Here is a 17786-nt window from a genome sequence, read left to right on the forward strand (position 1 = left end):
GCAATCATGCAGAACGCCGCGTCGAATACATTCTTCTAATTGATTAACTTGTTGATTTATAACGATTTATTTTTATGTCTAAGGTTGGCACGAACGCTGCTCCATTACAGATGACTATCACCTGCCAAGGAGTTCGTGAAATGAGCAACCCCAACAAAGACGTAATTGATGTGCTCAACGACCTGATCGAATACAGCAAGGATGGCGAAAAAGGCTTCAAGTCGTCGGCTGATGACGTCAAGAACCCAGAGCTGAAAGCCTTCTTCGTGCAGCGCGCCGGTGAGTGCGCCAATGCCGCCGGTGAACTGCAAAGCGAAGTGCGCCGCTTGGGTGGCGATCCTGAGACGTCCACCAGCATCAGCGGCGACCTGCACCGTGGTTGGGTCAACCTCAAGGCGATGGTCACCGGCAAGGATGAAGAGGCCGTGCTGAACGAAGTCGAGCGGGGCGAGGACCATGCCCTGAAAGCCTACAAGGAAGCCCGCGAGAAACTGGTCAAACTGGGCCGTACCGCCAGCGATCAGAGCTACACCCTGGTGGAAAAACAACTGCAAGGCGTGCAACGTAACCACGACCAGGTGAAAGCGCTGCGTAACGCCGCCCGCGCCCGCTCCTAGTCGCCAGGCCCTTCTACCCGGTTACGGCCATTGGCCTTGGCCCGGTAGAGCGCCTCATCCGCAGCCCCCAGCACGCTCGCCAGATCGTGCTGGGGGTTTGCTTCGTAGAGGCCGATGCCGATGCTGACCGTGACGGCACGGGTGTCATTGGCAAAGGGCGCCAGGGCCGCGACGCTGGCCCGAATGCGCTCGGCCAGCAGGGTGGCGCCGGCCAGATCGGTTTCTGGCAATATCACCTGAAATTCCTCCCCGCCATAGCGTGCCGCCAGGTCCGCCGGGCGCCTGATGCACCCCTCGATGCACTTCGCCACTTCGCGTAAGGCATGGTCACCACCCGCGTGGCCGTGGCGCTGGTTGAATGCCTTGAAATGGTCCACATCCACCATCAGCACGGCCAACGGTTTGTGGTTGCGCTGCGCGCGTGCCCACTCCTGGCGCAGCACCTGGTCCAGCCGGCGGCGGTTGGCCAGGCCGGTCAGGCTGTCGGTGGCGGCCAGGGTGGCCAGGCCTTGTTCGGCCTCGTGCCGGCGGCGCAGCTCGCGGCCCAGCAGCAAGGTTAGCCAGAGGATGCCGATGCACAGCACGCCGGTGGCCACGCTGACCAGAATCGCGGTGCGCCGCCACGACTGGAACACCTCGTCGGCCGAGTGCGCCACCAACACGATCAGCGGCAGGTCGGCGACCCGGGCGAAGGTGTACATGCGTGAGGTGCCGTGGGTGGCAGAAAGGGCTGTGAAGCTGCCGCTGCGCTCGCCAAGGATGCGCTTGAAGTTGGGCCGCTCGGCGTAATTGGTGCCGATCAGCGGGTCTTGCGGGCGGGTCGGCTGGCGGGCCAGCAACTGGCCGTCGGTATTGAACAGGTTGATGCTGCTGTCATCTCCGATGTCCAGGCGCTTGAACAGTTCGCTGAAGTACGAGAGGCGCAGGGCACCCGCTGCCAGGCCGGCGAATTCGCCGTCTGGGCCGGGGATGCGCCGGCTGAAACTGATGCACCAGTCCTGGTCGCCCAGCTTGGCCTTGAACGGCGGGCCGACCAGCAAGCCGAGGTTGGCGTTGTGTTGATGGGCCTTGAACACACCGGTGTCGGCGAAGTTGGCCTGGCGCGGTATGGCGCTGGTGGAATCGCCCACCACGTTACCTTGCTTGTCGAGCCAGAGTACGTCACCGCGTTTGCGGTCGACGAAGGCTTCATTGAACAACAGGCGCTGGCGCAACACGCCAGGCACTTCAGGCAGCTCCTTGCGCCCGACTGCCCAGATCAGCCCTTGCAACGACTGATCGTAGAGTTCGGCATTGCGCAGGATATCGCTTTCGATCAGCTGGACGATGTTGTTGGAAGAACGGATGGCCGACAGCTCGACGCTGTCGCGCTCACGGGCCAGCAGGTAGCTGACGATGGCCACGATGGCGAGCACGGCGAGGCAACTGCCCAGGTTGAGGATCAGCTCGGGGTGCGACCTGTAGAGTGCGAAACGCGGTGATCGGGTGAGCATGCTCGCTACTGCTGAGGCAGGGCCATTCGCGGCGGCGATATTCTAGGGAAGAGGGGATTGTCGGACAAGATTTGTCCGACGGAATCGCGTGGTGGTGCAGAGAACAGTGGTCGCAAGCCTGCCTTCAAGCCCGCTCCCACTGGGTCTGTGCTAAGTCAATGAAACTAGGAGCGGGTCAGAACACGTTCAGCGGATAATCAACGATCACGCGCAGTTCATCGTTGTCACTGCTGCTGTCGATCGACGCATAACCCTGGCTGCCACGGTGTGCGGCATAACGCACCAGCACCGAAAGGTCCTTGAAGTCGCCTTCCTGGAACACGTACTTCACATCCAGGTCACGCTCCCAGTGCATGGCGTTCTTGCCATCGGCGCGGTAGTAGTCGTAGTGCGTGTTGCCCTGGTCAGCCTTGGTCAGGTCTGCCTCGCCACGCGAATACGACAGCGTCGTGCTCAAGCCGGGGACGCCCAGGCCGGCGAAGTCATAGCCGTACTGCAGCTTCCACGAACGCTCGTTGGGGGCGTTGAAGTCCGAGTACATGCGCGAGTTGTCCAGGTACACGCTGTCGCCCAGGTTGATGTAGTCGAACGGCGTATCGCCATTGACCCGCTGGTAGGCGGCCGTGACGCTGTGGAAGCCGGCGTTGACGGTGAAATGTACGCTGTAGGTGTTGTTGTCGATCTTGCCCAGCAGGGCCTGGCCGGTGTCCTGGGTGTGATAGAAGTGCACGCCCGGGTTGAGGCTGACCAGGTCGTTGACCACGTAGGTGTAGTCAAAATCAGCGTAGTACTGGTTCCAGATGTCCTTCAGCTCGGCGGCGTAAAGGTTGGCGGTGATGTTTTCCGTGCCGCTCCAGGACGCGCCCGCCCAGTTCAGGTGCTTGCTCTTGTCATGTTCGTCCAGCGAGCCGTAATAGGTGTCGATGCGGCGGTGGCCGCTCTGGTTGTACGGCTTGGTGAAGCTGACTTGGCCGCCTTCGAGCAGCAGGCCGTCGACGCTGGTGTTGGTCAGGCTTACACCGCGGAAGGTCTGCGGCAGCATGCGGGTTTCGCCGCCAGCGATCACTGGGTTGGTGAGGAACAGGTCACCGGCCTTGAGTTCAGTGTCAAACGCTTTGAGCTTGAGCGCTGCGCCTGCGGTAGAGAACGAATGCGGGGCCGCGCCCAGTTCGCCGTCGTCCTTCACATGCGTCGGCAGAATGCTGGTGCCGGCATGGCCGCCACCGCCATCGAGCTTGAGGCCCAGCATGGCATGGGCGTCCACGCCAACGCCGATCACGCCCGGGGTATAGCCGGACTCGAAGCGTGCAACCGCGCCCTGGCCCCACTCGCGGGTGTCGCGCACGCCGGCGTTGTGGTTGTCGCGGTTGAAATAGGCATTGCGAAAATGCAGGTTGAATGAAGAACCTTCGATGAAGCCATCAGCCTTGTCTTCATCTGCCTGGGCGGCGGTGGGCATCGTTGCAGTCAATGCAATGAACAGCGGGGTAAAACGAAACGCGGAAGGCACCGGTACTAGCTCCTTTGGTCTGACGGTGGGGCAGTTTTTATTTTTGAATGTGCAACTTTTTTATTAGGGACGTTACAGCGGGGCTGATAGTTAAAGCACATAAAAAAAGCCGCTGATTGGCAGCGGCTTTAAAAGGCTAACATATCGGCACCAGCGGTGCCCATGGCGTAGCCAAGGGAAATCGGGAGCAGGTACAGCGGTCGATCAGCTATCGGCATTAACGTCGCTGGACACTTTGGAAGCTGTCTGGTTTGCGTCTTTTACGGCATCGGTCTGCTGTGCGGCTACGGCTTCGCGGGCTTCTTGATGGACCGCGGCGAGCTCGGCATTACGGGCGACGAAAGCGGGGGATTCTTCGGCCATGGCCAGGGGCGACAACAACAGGGAAGACAGGACGAAGACGCTGGCAATACCCATACTGTTGGACATTTGAAACTACCTTCTTGCGATGCAAGTGCTAATGAGGACAGGGCTAAAGTTAGTCCCTCAATGGCCTTGGAAACAGAGCGAAGTACGATAAGCACTGTTGCGCAAAAGGTAACGATCGTGCGGCGAACACTCAGGCTTTTGCTGGAAACCCGCGTCGTTGAGCGCTTGGCAGGCGAATGCCGAACGTGTTGGCGCCGGCCTCGCTGTACACAAAAACCTCGCCCCCATGCATCAGGGCGATCGCTTTGACGATCGCGAGCCCCAAACCGTGGTTGCCGCCACCACTGTTACTGCGCGCGGCATCCACCCGATAGAAGCGCTCGAACAGCAGCGGCAGGTGCGCGTCATCGATTGCAGGCCCCGGGTTACTCACGGAAATGGTGACCTGTTCCGGCCCGTTTTCGATTCGCACCTCGATCACTTGGTCGGGCGCGGTGTGCTGCACCGCGTTGTTCAGCAGGTTGATCAGTGCGCGGCGCAGTTGGGCTTTTTCGATGGGTGCCTGAGCATCACCACTGACCTCCACGCGGACCTGCGCGTCTTCGAGGATGTAGTCCAGGTAATCCAGCGTGGTCGCCACTTCCTCTGCCAGCGACGCCTGGGTCAGCGCGGTGGCCTTGCTGCCCTGGTCGGCGCTGGCCAGGAACAGCATGTCGTTGATGATGCTGCGCAGGCGCTCGAGTTCTTCAAGGTTGGATTGCAGCACTTCGAAGTAGTGCTCGGCACTGCGACCGCGGGTCAGGGCCACTTGGGTCTGGCCGATCAGGTTGGTCAGTGGCGAGCGCAGTTCGTGGGCCACGTCGGCGTTGAACGCCTCCAGCCGCGAGTAGGCTTGGCTGACCCGGTCAAGCGCGGCGTTGAAGGCCCCGGCGAATTGCGCCAGTTCCGGGGCCAGATCATTAGTTTGCAGGCGCCCGTCCAAGCGCGGTGGGGCCAGTGCCTGGGCTTCGTTGGACAACGCCAGCAACGGGCGCAGGCCGATGCGGGCCACCCAGTAACCTAGCACCGACGCCAGCAGCACACCGAGCACTGCCAGGCCGACGATGGCTACCAGCAGGCTGTGTTGCGCCTGCCAGAAGGTCTCGGTGTCGATGCCAATCAGAAAACGCAGCGGCGGGCGGTCGGCCAGGGCCGGCAACTCGCTGACCAGGACTTTGTAGGGGTAGGGCTGGTCTGGCAGGCGCAGGTCGCGCATGCCTGGCGGGCCTTCGGCAAACGCGCGCACTAGTTCGCTGGGGTGGCCATAGTCGTATGCCGGATCGCTGCTGACCACCCAGAAGCGGATGCGCTTGTCCTCCTCGCTGAGCAGGTTGAGCTTGTTGCTGACCTTGGCCCAGTGCTCGGCGGTGCCGAAGCGGTTGAGGGTGGACTCGAGCACGCTGAACCGTGCATCTAGCTCGGCGGCCGGGAGCAGGTCGAGGCTGTGGTCGACCTGGCGATACAACGCCGACCCGATCAGCAAAAACACCCCCACCGCCACCAGGATGAACAGCGCCGACAGGCGCAGCGCGATGGAGTTAGCCCGCACGGTTTTCCAGGACATAGCCCATGCCTCGGATGGTGTGCAGCAACTTGTTGTCGAAAGGCCCATCGAGCTTGGCGCGCAGGCGCTTGATCGCCACCTCGACGACATTCGCATCACTGTCGAAGTTGATGTCCCAGACCAGCTCGGCGATGGCGGTCTTGGACAGGATTTCGCCTTGGCGGCGGGCCAGCACACTGAGCAGCGAGAATTCCTTGGCGGTCAGGTCCAGGCGCTGGCCGGCGCGGCTGGCCTTGCGCGCCATCAGGTCGATCCACAGGTCGGCGACCTGGATCTGCAGCGGTTCATGGCTGCTGCTGCGACGGGTCAGGGCCTGCAGGCGCGCGACCAGCTCAAGGAACGAAAAAGGCTTGCCCAGGTAGTCGTCGGCGCCTTCGCGCAGGCCATGGATGCGGTCTTCGACCCGCTCGCGGGCGGTCAGCATGATCACCGGCGTCTGCTTGCGCGCGCGCAAGGCGCGCAGCACGCCATAGCCGTCCAGGCCGGGCAGCATCACATCGAGCACGATCACGGCGTAGTCGCCTTCCAGGGCCAGGTGCAGGCCATCGATACCGTCACGCGCCAGGTCCACGGTAAAGCCTTGCTCGCTCAGCCCGCGGTGCAGGTAGTCGGCGGTTTTTTCTTCGTCTTCGATGATCAGCACACGCATGGTCTTGTCTCAACTGGCACTTGGCGCGGCCGCATGGGCGGCCCGGCGGCGGTGGAACAGGCGCTCCAGGGCCAAGTATATGACCGGGGTGGTGAACAGCGTCAGGGCCTGGCTCACCAACAACCCACCTACCACCGCGATGCCCAGTGGCTGGCGCAGCTCGGCGCCGGTGCCAAAGCCGAACATCAGCGGTACCGCGCCGAGCAGGGCGGCGAGGGTGGTCATGATGATCGGCCGGAAGCGCGTCAGGCAGGCCTGGTGGATTGCCTGCTCGGGTGTGAGGCCGTGGTGGCGCTGGGCCTCGAGGGCAAAGTCGATCAGCAGGATGCCGTTTTTCTTGACGATGCCGATCAGCAGCACCACGCCGATCAGCCCCATGATGCTGAAGTCCTGGCCCATGGCCCAGAGCAGAATCAGCGCGCCCAGGCCCGCAGAGGGCAGGGTGGAGATGATCGTCAGTGGGTGGACGAAGCTCTCGTAGAGCACCCCCAGGATGATGTACACCGCCACCAGCGCAGCCAGGATCAGCCACGGCTGGCTCGACAGCGAACTCTGGAAGGCCTGCGCCGCACCCTGGAAGTTGCCGCTGATGGAGTCGGGCATGCCCAGTTCGCGCTGGGTGCGCTCAAGGATGCTCACCGCATCGCCCAGGGCCACGCCCGGGGCGAGGTTGAACGACAGGTTGGCGGCTGGGAACAGGCCATCATGGCTGATCGACAACGGCCCGGTGCTCGGCGGCGCGACGTGGGCCACCGCCGACAAGGGCACCATCTCGTTGCTCAGGGGCGAGCGCAGGTAGAAGTAGTTGAGGCTCTCGGCCTTGCCGCGCTGGCGGGCGTCCAGTTCGAGGATGACCTTGTACTGATTGGTCTCGGTCTGGAACTCGCTGATCTGCCGCTGGCCGAAGGCGTCGTACAGCGCCTGGTCGATGTCGGTGGTGGTCAGGCCGAAGCGTGCGGCGGCCTGGCGGTCGATGTCGATGCGGGTGACGCTGGCCCCCAGTTGCAGGTCGTTGGACAGGTCACGCAACGCCGGGTTTTCGCGCAGGCGGTCGGTCAGGCGCTGGGTCCACAGGTTCAGCGCCACGCCGTCGTTGCTCTTGAGCACGTACTGGTACTGGGTGCGTGATGGGCCGGAGCTGAGGTTGATGTCCTGGCCGGCGCGCATGTACAGCACAATGCCCGGCACCTGGGCGAGCTTGGGCCGCAGCCGGTCGATCAGCTCGCTGGCCGACACATCGCGTTCGCCGCGGGGCTTGAGGGCGATCCAGAAGCGGCCGTTGGCGATGGTCTGGTTGCTGCCGGTGACGCCGACGGAATGCGAGAACGCCCGCACGGCCGGGTCGGCCTCGATGATCTTGGCCAGGGCCTGGTGCTTCTCGATCATGGCCGGGTACGACACGTCCGCTGCCGCTTCGCTGGTGCCGAGGATGAAACCGGTGTCCTGCAACGGGAAGAAGCCCTTGGGGATGGCCACATAACCCACCACCGCCAGGGCCAGGGTCACGCCGAACACACCGAGGGTCAGGCGCTGGTGGGCCAGGGCGCGGTTCAGGCCTTTTTCGTACCACTTGACCAGGCGTTCACCGAAACCGCTGTGCTGCGCGCCGGTCGGGCGGCGCATGAACAGTGCACACAGGGTGGGTGCCAGGGTCAGCGAAACCACCACCGAAATCAGGATGGTGGCCGTGGCGGTCAGGGCGAACTCCTTGAACAGGCGCCCGACCACCCCGCCCATGAACAACAGCGGGATGAAGGCGGCGATCAGCGAGAAACTGATCGAGACCACGGTAAAGCCGATTTCGCCTGCGCCCTTGAGGGCGGCCGTGCGGCTGTCGTCACCCGCCTCCAGGTGGCGATGGATGTTTTCCACCACGACGATGGCATCGTCGACCACGAACCCCACCGAAATGACGATGGCCACCAGGGTCAGGTTGTTCAGGCTGAAGCCGAGTACGTACATCAAGGCGCAACTGGCAATCAGCGACACGCCGAGCACGCTGGACACCACCAGGGTCGCCGACCACTGGCGCAGGAACAGCGCCATCACCCCGATCACCAGGGCCACGGCGATCATCAAGGTCAGCTCCACCTCGTGCAGCGAGGCGCGGATGGTTTGAGTACGGTCCTGCAATACCGACACCTCGATCGACGCCGGGAGCATTTCTTGCAGCTTGGGCAGCGCGGCCAACACCCGGTCGACGGTGTCGACGATGTTCGCGCCGGGCTGGCGGAAGATCACCAGGTTCAACCCCGGCTGGTCACCGGACCAAGCCTTGACGTAGGCGTTCTCGGCGCCATTGATGACCTTGGCCACGTCCTGCAGGTGCACCGGCGCACCGTCGCGGTACGAGACGATCAATTGGGCATAGTCTTCGGGGTGGAACAGCTGGTCGTTGGCGGCGATGGTCGACACGCTGTGCTCGCCGTACAGCGCACCTTTGGCCAGGTTAAGGCTGGTTTGCTGGATGGCCTGGCGCAGGTCGGCGAGGGTCAGGCCGATGGCGGCCAGCTTCTCCGGTTGCGCTTGTACGCGGATGGCCGGGCGCAGTTGCCCGGTGATGTTGATCAGGCCGACCCCATCGATCTGGCTCAGCTGCCGGGCCAGCAGGGTTTCGGCGTAGTCGCTCAGGTCATTGCCGGGCATCTGGTTCGAGCTGACGGTCATCACCAGCACCGGGCTGTCGGCTGGGTTGACCTTGCGCCAGGTCGGCGGGTTGGGCAGGTCTTGTGGCAGCCGTGCGGTGGCGGTGTTGATGGCGGCCTGCACTTCCTGTGCTGCGGTGTCGATGTTCTTGTCGAGGGTGAACTGCAGGATCAGCGTGGTCGACCCCAGCGCGCTGCTGCTGGTCATCTGGGTCATGCCGGGGATGGCGCTGAACTGCACTTCAAGCGGCGTGGCGACCGACGAGGCCATGGTTTCCGGGCTGGCCCCAGGCAGTTGAGCGGTGACCTGGATGGTCGGAAAGTCGGCCTCTGGCAGCGGAGCCACCGGCAGCCGAGGGAAGGCGATGGCGCCCAGCAGGACCAGGGCGAAAGTCAGCAGCAGGGTGGCGATCGGGTGGTCGATGCACCAGGCCGAAACCCCGTTGCGGGTATTCATGGCTGGCTCCGGCGGTCGGCCATTTCCGAAGGCGCAGGGGCATCGGTGGTGACCTCGACCCGCGAGCCCGGCTTGAGCCGCGACTGGCCATCGAGCACCAGCTGATCACCCGCCTTGACCCCGGCGATGATGTTCAGCCCACTGTCCTGGTACAGCACCTTGACCGGCACGCTGGTGACCTTGTCCCCGTCCAGGCGGTAGACGAAATGGCCGTCGATACCGCGCTGCACGACCGGCGGCGGCACGACCAGGGCATTCTCCTGCATGGCCGTGCGCAAGCGAATGGTGACCAGTTGGCCGGGCCACAGGCGCCCGTCCTTGTTGTCGAACTCGGCCTTGACCCGCACCGTGCCGGTGGTCGCCGAGATCTGGTTGTCGATCAGCGCCAGGTGGCCTTCACCCAGCAGGCTGCGTTCGCCGTCGGCGTCCATGTAGGCCTGCACCAGCGCCGGGGCGGGCGCCTTGAGCAAGCTCTGCAGGGTAGGCAGCATGTGTTGCGGCAGGGCGAACTCGACGGCAATCGGGTCGATCTGGGTCACGCTGAACAGGCCCTGGGTGTCGCTGCTGCGCACCAGGTTGCCGGGGTCGACGTTGCGGATGCCGACCCTGCCGGTCACCGGTGAGCGAATTTGGGTATAGGACAGTTGCACCTCGGCATTGGCGATGGCCGCCTGGTTGCCCTTGACCGTAGCCTGCAGCTGGTTGACCAGCGCTTGTTGCTGGTCGAGGGTCTGCTTTGACACCCCGTCATCGGTGCTCAGCAGGCGGTAGCGCTTGAGGTCGACACCGGCTACCTGGATCTGCGCCTGGCTCTGGCCGAGCTGCGCACGGGCCTGGTCGAGGCTGGCGCGGATGGCACGGTCGTCGAGGGTTGCGAGCAGGTCACCTGCCTTTACCCACTGGCCTTCCTTGACCAGTACCTGAGTCAGCACCCCTTCTACCTGTGCGCGGATCTCGACGCTGTGCAGCGACAGCACCGAGCCGATCGCACTGGCATAGCGCGGCACATCCTGCTGGCTGACGCTGACCACGCGCACCGGCACAGCCGCCTGCGCGCGGGGGGCGGGGGCCTCCTGGCGCTGGCCGAACCAGACGCCCAGCACGACCAAGACAAGCAACGCCAAGGCGGCGAGGATGACAGAACGGGAAGGACGTCGCATCGGAGCGGGCACCTTGGCCAGAAGGGTGGGGACGGTTGTCTGTATTCAAGCTTATAGCCCCCGGACCGGGTCGGCAGCATGACGCCTGGCTGACAGCGCTGACAGTTTCAGTATTCAAGGCCAATGGGGCCGCTTTGCGGCCCATCGCAGGCAAGCCAGCTCCTACAGGTACAGCGCAAATCTCCAGGGCGGCGCCGTACCTGTAGGAGCTGGCTTGCCTGCGATGGGCTGCGAAGCGGCCCCGATGGTTGTCTCAGGCTACCTAAAAACCAATAAAGGCGTAATAAACCGGTGCTTCGCAAGTGGTCTGCAAACCATGGCCCTGCAAATTGGCTGTCAGCTCGTCATCTTGCACATGCAGCGTCCACCGCGCACCGTTGTCCGCCGGCACCTGCGCCAGTGCCGCGGCAAACGCGCCCATCTCCGGCAGATAAGCGGTAAACCCATTACCTTTCAACGCACTGGTGGTCATGCCCAACGCCTGGCACACGGCAACCTTGGCCGCGATGTCATCTCGGTCTGCCTGGCGCGATGCCTGCACCAGCGCCGCCAGCCGCGGGTCGGCCAGTTGCGTGCCGTGAATCAGCTCAGGGCCCTGTTGCCAAGCTTCGGGCGGGCAGTCCTTGTTCTCGGGCCGCAGCGGGATATGCGGGTTGATCTCGACCGGGTAGATGCGGCAGACCAGCGGGCGCTGGTCATAGATGGTGCACAGGTCGTTATCGTCGAGGTTACGACAGCGCCCTGGGTTGAACGCCGCGAACGTTACCGAAACGCGGGCCTCAGTGTCACCGCAGGCCACCGGGTGGGAGCGGCGCAGCACATGCTCGCGCTGCTCGACCGGCATGCCCGGGCCGTCGACCATGAACGCCTCGATCAGCACCACCACCTGGCCAGCGGAGGCCGCCCACTGGCGGGCTTCGTCGAGGGTCAAGGGCACATGGTGGCCAGTGCAGCACTTGCCGCAGCCGGTGCAGGCGAATTGCACGCTGTCGGTCACTTGGCTTCCGGGCTCCATTCGCTGACGAACGCGCGCTGGTGCTGGCGGTCGTACAGGCACAGTTCAGTGCCGGTACGCTGCTGCATGTGTTTTTGCGGATAGACGCCTTCGATCAGCAGGGCGCTCATGCCGACCTGGTCGTCGAATTCGGCGGGCTTGCCACGCGCGTGAGCGTCCTTGAACTGGCTGGCGGCAAGGCACGCCTTGAGCATCCGCTGGCGCTGCTCGTTCCAGGCCTGGCTACTGGAAGCCTGGGCGACACCGCTGAAGAGCGCGCAGGCGACAAGGAGGGAGCTGAAAAACTTCATACGCGATTCCGGCAAAAATCTTCCGAGGGGAGGGAATTATGCCCGACTCACCCCCGACGGCAAGCCGGGGAGTTTGTCGCTTGATGTATCAATGCTCGGCAAACACCACCGTCCGCGCCGCCACCACCAGGCAATCGGTCAGCTCGGGCGAGGAGAATTTGGTGAGGATGGCATTGGCCCCAGCGAGCCTGGCTTTTTCGCTGCTCATGGCACTGTCGAGCGAGGTGTGCAGCAACACATACAGGTGCTGGAAGTCCGGCGTCTCGCGCAGTGTACGGGTGAAGGCATAGCCGTCCATCTCAGACATCTCGATGTCGGAGACGATGATGTTGATCGCCTGCTCGGTGCCCTGCAAGTCCAGCAACACGTTGATCGCATCCTTGGCGCTGCGCGCGGTGTGGCATTCGATGCCGAGGTTGCGCAGGGTATGCACCGACTGCTGCAAGGCCACCTGGCTGTCGTCTACCACCAGGATGTTGGCGGCGGCCAGCAGGCTTGCGTCTTCTTCGCTCAGTGCCCCGTGCTGTGGCTCGGCGGCGGGCGGGGTGATGGCGTGAATGACCTTCTCGATGTCCAGCACCTGCACCAGTGCGTTGTCGACCCGGGTCACGCCGGTGATGAACGAGCGGTTGCCCGAGCCGAAGGGCGGCGGTTTGATGTCGGTGCTCAGGCAGTGGACGATGCGGCTCACGGCCTGCACATGCAGGCCTTGGCGCGAGCGGCTGATTTCGGTGACGATCAGGCAGCCACCTTCAGGGTCAGCCAGCGGGCGCTCACCGATAGCACGGGACAGGTCGATGACCGACAGCGAATTGCCGCGCAAGGTCGCCACGCCTTTCACGTGGGGGTGCGATTCGGGCAGCTTGGTCAGTGAAGGGCAGGGGATGATCTCGCTGACCTTGAGCAGGTTGATTGCCATCAGCTTGCCGCTGCGCAGGGTGAACAGCAGCAGGGACAGCGAATCCGCGCGGGCTTTTTGCGTGGCCATGGTGACCTTCGTGGGAATAGAGAATAGAAGGATATCGGCCCGCCGAGCCGGCTCTTTAGCCTGCCAGCCGAATCCGTGTAGGAGCAGCCTTGTGCTGCGAAGAGGCCGGTGACAGCAACGCATAACTGCTGGGTATTCACCGGCCTCTTCGCAGCGCAAGGCTGCTGCTACAGGGCATCGGATAACCGGGTCATCAGCGTTCGCGCAGGGCTTCCCTGGCCCGGTTCAACGGCTTGATCAGGTAATCCAGAATGGTCTTTTCACCCGTGCGGATATCCACCGTGGCGATCATCCCGGGCACGATCGCAAAGTGTTTGCCGGCCTTGTTCTGCAGGCTGTCCTGCTCGGTGCGGATGAACACCCGGTAGTAGTAGATCTCCGGCTTCACCTCATCCTGCAGGGTATCCGGCGAGATACCGACCACCTTGCCCTCCAGCCCGCCATACACCGAGTAGTCATAGGCACTGATCTTCACCTTGGCGGCCTGGTCGGGGTGGATGAAGGCGATGTCTCGGGGCGCGATGCGGGTTTCGATCAGCAGGCGTTCATCCATCGGCACGATCTTCATCACTTGCCCACCGGGCTGGACCACACCCCCCAAGGTATTGACCTCGATGTCCTTGACGATACCGCGCACCGGCGAGCGCAGGGTCAGGCGGGTCAGCGAGTCGCTGCGCCCGCGGATCACCTCGGACAGGCTGTCGGCCTCGGCGCTGGCCTTGGCCAGCTCTTCGCGGGCCCGTACCAGGTAATCGGAGCGCGCTTCGTTGGCCTTGAGCTCGAGTTCCGAGCGCTGGCGGTTCAGGCGGATCACCTCGACGCGGCTTGAAGCGCCCATCTTCGCCAGGTTCTCGGTGATCTTCAGTTCGCTGCGCACCAGCTGCAGCGAATCGTCGATACCGGCCAGGGTCTGTTCCAGGCCGCGGCGGCGGGTCTGGTACAGCGCGGTTTCGGCGTCGACCAGGTCGGGGGAGTCGCGCAGGCTGTCGGGGAACACCAGCGGCTTGCCGGTGACCTCTGCACGCAAGCGCGCCTGGCTGGCCTTGGCCGCGCGGTACTTGGCTTCACTCTCGCCCACACTGGAGGCGGTCTTGGTCGGGTCGAGCTGGGCCAGCACCTGCCCGCGGTCGACCAGGTCACCTTCGGCCACGCTCATCTGGGCGACGATGCCACCCTCGAACGACTGGATCACCTGCTCGCGCGAACTGGGGATCACCTTGCCGGTGCCGGTGGAAACTTCTGTGACTTCGAACCAGGCCGCCCAGGCCAGGAACGCTGCGAGCATCAGCGCGCAGATGGTGATGATTCGGCCGGCGCGGAATACTGCCTGGTCATCCTGACCGTCCAGGTAGGACGCCGGGAGTTCATGGTTGCTCATGCCTGGGCTCCTTGCAGTTTGGCCAACGCGGCATCGCGGTTGTCGTCGATGACGATGCGGCCGCCATCCAGCACGATAATCCGGTCGACCCGCTGCAGCACGCTCAGGCGGTGGGTGGCGATTACCAGGGTGCGGCCCTGGCAGAAGCGGTCGAGGTTATCCAGTAACTTGCGTTCGGTCATGTCGTCGAGGGACGCGGTCGGCTCGTCCAGTAACAGCACCTGCGGCTGGCGCACCAACAGGCGCGACAGCACCAAGGCCTGGCGTTGGCCGCCGGACAACCCGACACCGCCTTCCAGAATCAGGTGGTCCATACCTTTGGGTAGCCTGCGGACGAACTCCAAGGCGCCGGTGGCGGCCAGCGCCGCGACCAACTCCTGGTCACTGGCCTGGCCGGCACCCAGGGTCAGGTTTTCCCGCAGGGTGCCGTGGAACAGCCGTGAGTATTGCGGCAGCAAGCCGATATCGCGGCGCAGGTCGGCGGGGTCGAGATGGGCCAGGGCGATGCCGTCCAGGTTGATTTCGCCTTGGACCAGGTCCATGGCGCCGCCCAGGGCCTGCAGCAGGGTGGATTTGCCGGCACCGTTGCGGCCTAGCACGGCGATGCGTTCACCCGGCTGGATGTCCAGCTGGCCGATGGTGAGGACGGGAGGCGCCTCCGCGCTGTAGCGGAAGTTGGCCTGGCGCAGCTGGTACTCGCCGCGGATGGCCGGCAGGTGCACGCGGGCTTCGTTTTCAGGGTGATCGACCGGTGACTGCATCAACTTGTCCAAGCCCTGCAGGGCCACCTTGGCCTGTTGCCAGCGGGTCAGCACATGGGTCAGCTGTGCCAGCGGCGCCATCATGCGCGACGACAGCATCGACGCCGCCACCAGGCTACCGGTGGTGAGGTCGCCGGCGATCACCATCGGTGCGCCGATGACGATGACCACGGCGAACACCGCGCCCTGCACGTTCTGCGTCCAGGTCACCAAGCCATTGGTCAAGGTGCGCAGGCGCAGGTTGGTGTGGGCGCAGGCGGCGTTGTACTGGTTCCATTGCCGCTCGAAGCGGGCTTCGGCTTGCAGCGCCTTGATCTCGTCCAGGCCCTGGATGCTTTCCACCAGCATGGCGTTACGCAGCGCCGACTCACGCATAGAGGCATTGGCCAGGCGTGCCAGGCGCCGTTGCGCCAGCAGCCCGGGCAGCACCATGGCCAGCAGCGCTACCAGCGGGATGAACACCAGCACGCCGCCGATCAGCCAGAACACGAACAGGAACAGCAGGAAGAACGGCAGGTCGGCCAGGGCGGTGGCGGTGCTCGAGGTGATCAGGTCGCGGATCGACTCCAGCTCGCGCAACTGCGAGATGAACGAGCCGGTGGACTTGGGCCGTACCGAGTTGCGCAGGCGCAGCGCATGGCCATAGACCAGGTCAGAGACACGCAAGTCGGCGCGTTTGCCCAGCAGGTCGGTGACCTTCAGGCGCAGCAGGCGCATGCTGAAGTCGAACACCAGCGCCAGCACCACGCCACCAAACAGCACGTACAGCGTGGGCAGGGATTCGGCGGGGATCACCCGGTCGTAGACCTGCATGGAAAACAGCACCCCGGCCAGGGCCAACACGTTGGCCACCAGCGAGGCGACCATCACCTGCCCATAGGGCCGCAGGTCGCGCAGGACGATACGCGCGAACCAGTGGCGGTCGTAGGGGGCGGTGTAGTCGTCGGTGCGCACATCACGCAACGGCCGCGCCGGGCGCAGCAGGGCGACCCGGGTGATGCGCCCCTTGAGCGTGTCGCGGGGCAGGCGCGAAGTCAGGCCCTGGTCGCCTGCGAAGACCACCGCCAGGTCGTCTTCTTCGGTCACCGATTCGACCACTGCCAGCTGGCCATCGTCGAGTTCCAGCACCAGCGGCGTGCGCCACTGCCGCAGGCCTTTGGCATCGAAGCGCACGAAGCGCAGCGCCAGGCCGGCCTGGCGTGCCATGTGGCGGAGAATCTCATCCAGCGGGCGGGCATCTTCGACGGCCGCCAGGCGAATGCGCTGGGGCGATACGTCCAGGCGATAGTGGTGCGCGACCTGGAGCATGACCTCAAGCCAAGGCCCCAGGTCGGGGCGAGTGTTGGCCGTTTGCTCCGGGGCCTGGCTCGGCAGGGTCACATTGACGGTTTCGTTCATGGCTGGATCTCCACACCTTGCAGGTTACGCCCCTCTAGGCCAAAGGCCGTGCGCAGGGCGCCGGTGTTGTAAAGGCAGTCGACATCCAGGCGCAGCAAGTCGGAGCGGGTGCCGGCGAGTTCGAAACGAGACTGGTAGATTTCCTGCTCGGCGTTGAGCAGGTCGAGCAGGGGCCGGGTGCCCAGGTCCAGGTACTGCCGGCCATAAAGCATGCGCGCCTCCTGAATACTGACCTGGCGGGCTTCGAGCGAACTCAGCCGACGGCCCAGCCCCGAAGTCTGCGCCATGGCCTCGGCCAGGCCACGGCGTGCCTGCAGGCGTGCAGCATCTTCGGCCGAGTCGGCGGCTGTCAGCGAATGGCCCGCAGCGCGGGTGCGGGCGCTGATGGCACCGCCTTGGTAGATGGGCACCTCGACGTTCAGGTAGATGCCCGCCTGGGTGCGGTCCATGCGTGAGTTGTCGCGGTTGTAGTCGTTGTCCAGGTAGTGGTTGACCTGCGGCTGCAGCGACACGGTCGGGTAGGCCTCGGCCTTGGCCTGGGCCAGTTCGGCCTGGCCTTGGGCGCGCTGGGCCAAGGCCATCAACACGGCGGGCAGGCGGTCATCACCTTGCCCCGGGCGCTTGCAGGCCTGGTTCAGCTCGGGGGGCGATTCCTCGGCCAGCATGGGCGGTGTGACCCGGCCGAGCAGTGATGCCAAGGTCGAGCGCCAGCGTTCGTACTGTGACTGGTATTCCTCCAGGGTGGCGCGGGCGCTCTCTACCCGGGATTCGGCCTGGACCACGTCGGAGCGGGTGCTGGCGCCCATGTCGCTGCGCTGGCGGGCCATGCCGGCGATGTCGCCGACCCCGCGGATCTGGTCGCGGGCAATCGTGATCAGTTGCTCGTAGCGGCGGGTCTCGACCCAGGCATAGGCGGTGTCGCGGGCCAGTTCGTCGACCACCAGAAGGATATTGGCCTGGGCGCGGGCGGCGGCGGCCTGGGCAGCGCTGACGGCGCTGTCGACCTTGCCGAAGTCGTAGAGCATCTGTTTGAGCGACAGGTTGAGCGCCTGGCTGTTGCGGTCGCCGCCGTAGCCAGTGTCATAGCCCGTGCGGATACCGCCGGAAATCTGCGGGTAGTAACCGGCGCGGGCAACGTTGATGCCTTCGCCTTGCTTGTAGAGGTTGCCGATGGCCTCGGCGATGCTGGGGTGCCATTGCGCGGCTTGCAGCACCGCTTCGGTCAGCCCGAGGCGGTCGCCATTGCTGACGGGGGCCATGCCGATAGGTGGGCGGGCGGGCACCGCGTCGGGCGCATCACGTAGCAGTGAAGGCCCGATCTGGCGCAGTTGTGGGTCGATGTCGTCGGCTGCCTGGGCAGCCGTGTTGAAGTTCAGGGCCAGGAGCCCGAAGGCCCCCAGCAACAGCGGTGACAGCGGACTGCTTCGCTTCACATAGTTCCCTTACTGCTGTT

The 17786-nt window shown here is 64.4% G+C and carries 14 protein-coding genes; 1 reads left to right on the plus strand and 13 read right to left on the minus strand.

Translation table 11 applies throughout. The features are described from left to right. Positions 1-140 precede the first annotated feature (140 nt). Positions 141-617, plus strand: a complete 477-nt coding sequence (locus HU764_RS02195) for a ferritin-like domain-containing protein (protein ID WP_027595486.1) — start codon at positions 141-143, stop codon at positions 615-617. Here the strand turns inward: HU764_RS02195 and HU764_RS02200 are convergent. The 13 genes from HU764_RS02200 to HU764_RS02260 form a co-directional block, all read right to left on the minus strand. Then, positions 614-2110 carry a sensor domain-containing diguanylate cyclase gene (locus HU764_RS02200; RefSeq protein WP_186681776.1) on the minus strand — a complete coding sequence of 499 codons (1497 nt, stop codon included), beginning with the start codon at positions 2108-2110 and terminating at the stop codon, positions 614-616. The genes HU764_RS02195 and HU764_RS02200 overlap by 4 nt on opposite strands. A 175-nt stretch (positions 2111-2285) precedes the next feature. After that, a complete protein-coding gene (locus HU764_RS02205; RefSeq protein WP_186681779.1) occupies positions 2286-3620 on the minus strand; it encodes an OprD family outer membrane porin in 1335 nt (444 codons plus the stop codon). 204 nt (positions 3621-3824) lie between these two features. After that, on the minus strand, positions 3825-4049 hold the full coding sequence (locus tag HU764_RS02210; RefSeq protein ID WP_027595489.1) for a hypothetical protein: 225 nt from the start codon (positions 4047-4049) through the stop codon (positions 3825-3827). Positions 4050-4179: 130 nt separating this feature from the next. Further along, positions 4180-5592 (minus strand): heavy metal sensor histidine kinase, encoded by a 1413-nt coding sequence (locus HU764_RS02215; protein WP_186681781.1) that lies wholly within the window; start codon positions 5590-5592, stop codon positions 4180-4182. Further along, the gene (locus HU764_RS02220) at positions 5567-6241 is read right to left on the minus strand and encodes a heavy metal response regulator transcription factor (protein ID WP_027595491.1); all 675 of its coding nucleotides are present in this window, start codon (positions 6239-6241) and stop codon (positions 5567-5569) included. Before HU764_RS02220 ends, HU764_RS02215 begins: the two co-directional genes overlap by 26 nt. Positions 6242-6250: 9 nt before the next feature. Then, a complete protein-coding gene (locus HU764_RS02225) occupies positions 6251-9343 on the minus strand; it encodes a multidrug efflux RND transporter permease subunit (protein ID WP_186703627.1) in 3093 nt (1030 codons plus the stop codon). Next, a complete protein-coding gene (locus HU764_RS02230) occupies positions 9340-10503 on the minus strand; it encodes an efflux RND transporter periplasmic adaptor subunit (RefSeq protein WP_186703628.1) in 1164 nt (387 codons plus the stop codon). Before HU764_RS02230 ends, HU764_RS02225 begins: the two co-directional genes overlap by 4 nt. A gap of 262 nt (positions 10504-10765) precedes the next feature. Then, entirely contained in the window at positions 10766-11500 is a 735-nt protein-coding gene (locus HU764_RS02235; RefSeq protein ID WP_186703629.1) for a YkgJ family cysteine cluster protein, read from the minus strand. Further along, positions 11497-11808: a hypothetical protein gene (locus HU764_RS02240; RefSeq protein WP_099452939.1), complete on the minus strand. Its 312-nt coding sequence runs from the start codon at positions 11806-11808 to the stop codon at positions 11497-11499. Before HU764_RS02240 ends, HU764_RS02235 begins: the two co-directional genes overlap by 4 nt. An 88-nt stretch (positions 11809-11896) precedes the next feature. After that, entirely contained in the window at positions 11897-12796 is a 900-nt protein-coding gene (locus HU764_RS02245) for a chemotaxis protein (protein ID WP_027595496.1), read from the minus strand. A gap of 193 nt (positions 12797-12989) precedes the next feature. Beyond that, a complete protein-coding gene (locus tag HU764_RS02250; protein WP_027595497.1) occupies positions 12990-14174 on the minus strand; it encodes an HlyD family type I secretion periplasmic adaptor subunit in 1185 nt (394 codons plus the stop codon). Then, entirely contained in the window at positions 14171-16333 is a 2163-nt protein-coding gene (locus HU764_RS02255) for a type I secretion system permease/ATPase (protein WP_186703630.1), read from the minus strand. The genes HU764_RS02250 and HU764_RS02255 overlap by 4 nt, the downstream gene beginning before the upstream one ends. Next, positions 16330-17766, minus strand: coding sequence for a TolC family outer membrane protein (locus HU764_RS02260; RefSeq protein WP_027595499.1), 1437 nt, complete (start codon positions 17764-17766; stop codon positions 16330-16332). Before HU764_RS02260 ends, HU764_RS02255 begins: the two co-directional genes overlap by 4 nt. Between the last annotated feature and the right edge of the window lie 20 nt (positions 17767-17786).

The sequence above is a fragment of the Pseudomonas kermanshahensis genome (assembly GCF_014269205.2).
Classification (GTDB): Bacteria; Pseudomonadota; Gammaproteobacteria; order Pseudomonadales; family Pseudomonadaceae; genus Aquipseudomonas; species Aquipseudomonas kermanshahensis.

What these genes read in the sequence shown, in the direction of transcription:
- HU764_RS02195 (WP_027595486.1), top strand. Translation starts at nt 141, where the DNA reads ATGAGCAACCCCAACAAAGACGTAATTGATGTGCTCAACGACCTGATC.
- HU764_RS02200 (WP_186681776.1), bottom strand. Translation starts at nt 2,110, where the DNA reads ATGCTCACCCGATCACCGCGTTTCGCACTCTACAGGTCGCACCCCGAG.
- HU764_RS02210 (WP_027595489.1), bottom strand. Translation starts at nt 4,049, where the DNA reads ATGTCCAACAGTATGGGTATTGCCAGCGTCTTCGTCCTGTCTTCCCTG.
- HU764_RS02215 (WP_186681781.1), bottom strand. Translation starts at nt 5,592, where the DNA reads ATGTCCTGGAAAACCGTGCGGGCTAACTCCATCGCGCTGCGCCTGTCG.
- HU764_RS02220 (WP_027595491.1), bottom strand. Translation starts at nt 6,241, where the DNA reads ATGCGTGTGCTGATCATCGAAGACGAAGAAAAAACCGCCGACTACCTG.
- HU764_RS02225 (WP_186703627.1), bottom strand. Translation starts at nt 9,343, where the DNA reads ATGAATACCCGCAACGGGGTTTCGGCCTGGTGCATCGACCACCCGATC.
- HU764_RS02230 (WP_186703628.1), bottom strand. Translation starts at nt 10,503, where the DNA reads ATGCGACGTCCTTCCCGTTCTGTCATCCTCGCCGCCTTGGCGTTGCTT.
- HU764_RS02240 (WP_099452939.1), bottom strand. Translation starts at nt 11,808, where the DNA reads ATGAAGTTTTTCAGCTCCCTCCTTGTCGCCTGCGCGCTCTTCAGCGGT.
- HU764_RS02245 (WP_027595496.1), bottom strand. Translation starts at nt 12,796, where the DNA reads ATGGCCACGCAAAAAGCCCGCGCGGATTCGCTGTCCCTGCTGCTGTTC.
- HU764_RS02250 (WP_027595497.1), bottom strand. Translation starts at nt 14,174, where the DNA reads ATGAGCAACCATGAACTCCCGGCGTCCTACCTGGACGGTCAGGATGAC.
- HU764_RS02255 (WP_186703630.1), bottom strand. Translation starts at nt 16,333, where the DNA reads ATGAACGAAACCGTCAATGTGACCCTGCCGAGCCAGGCCCCGGAGCAA.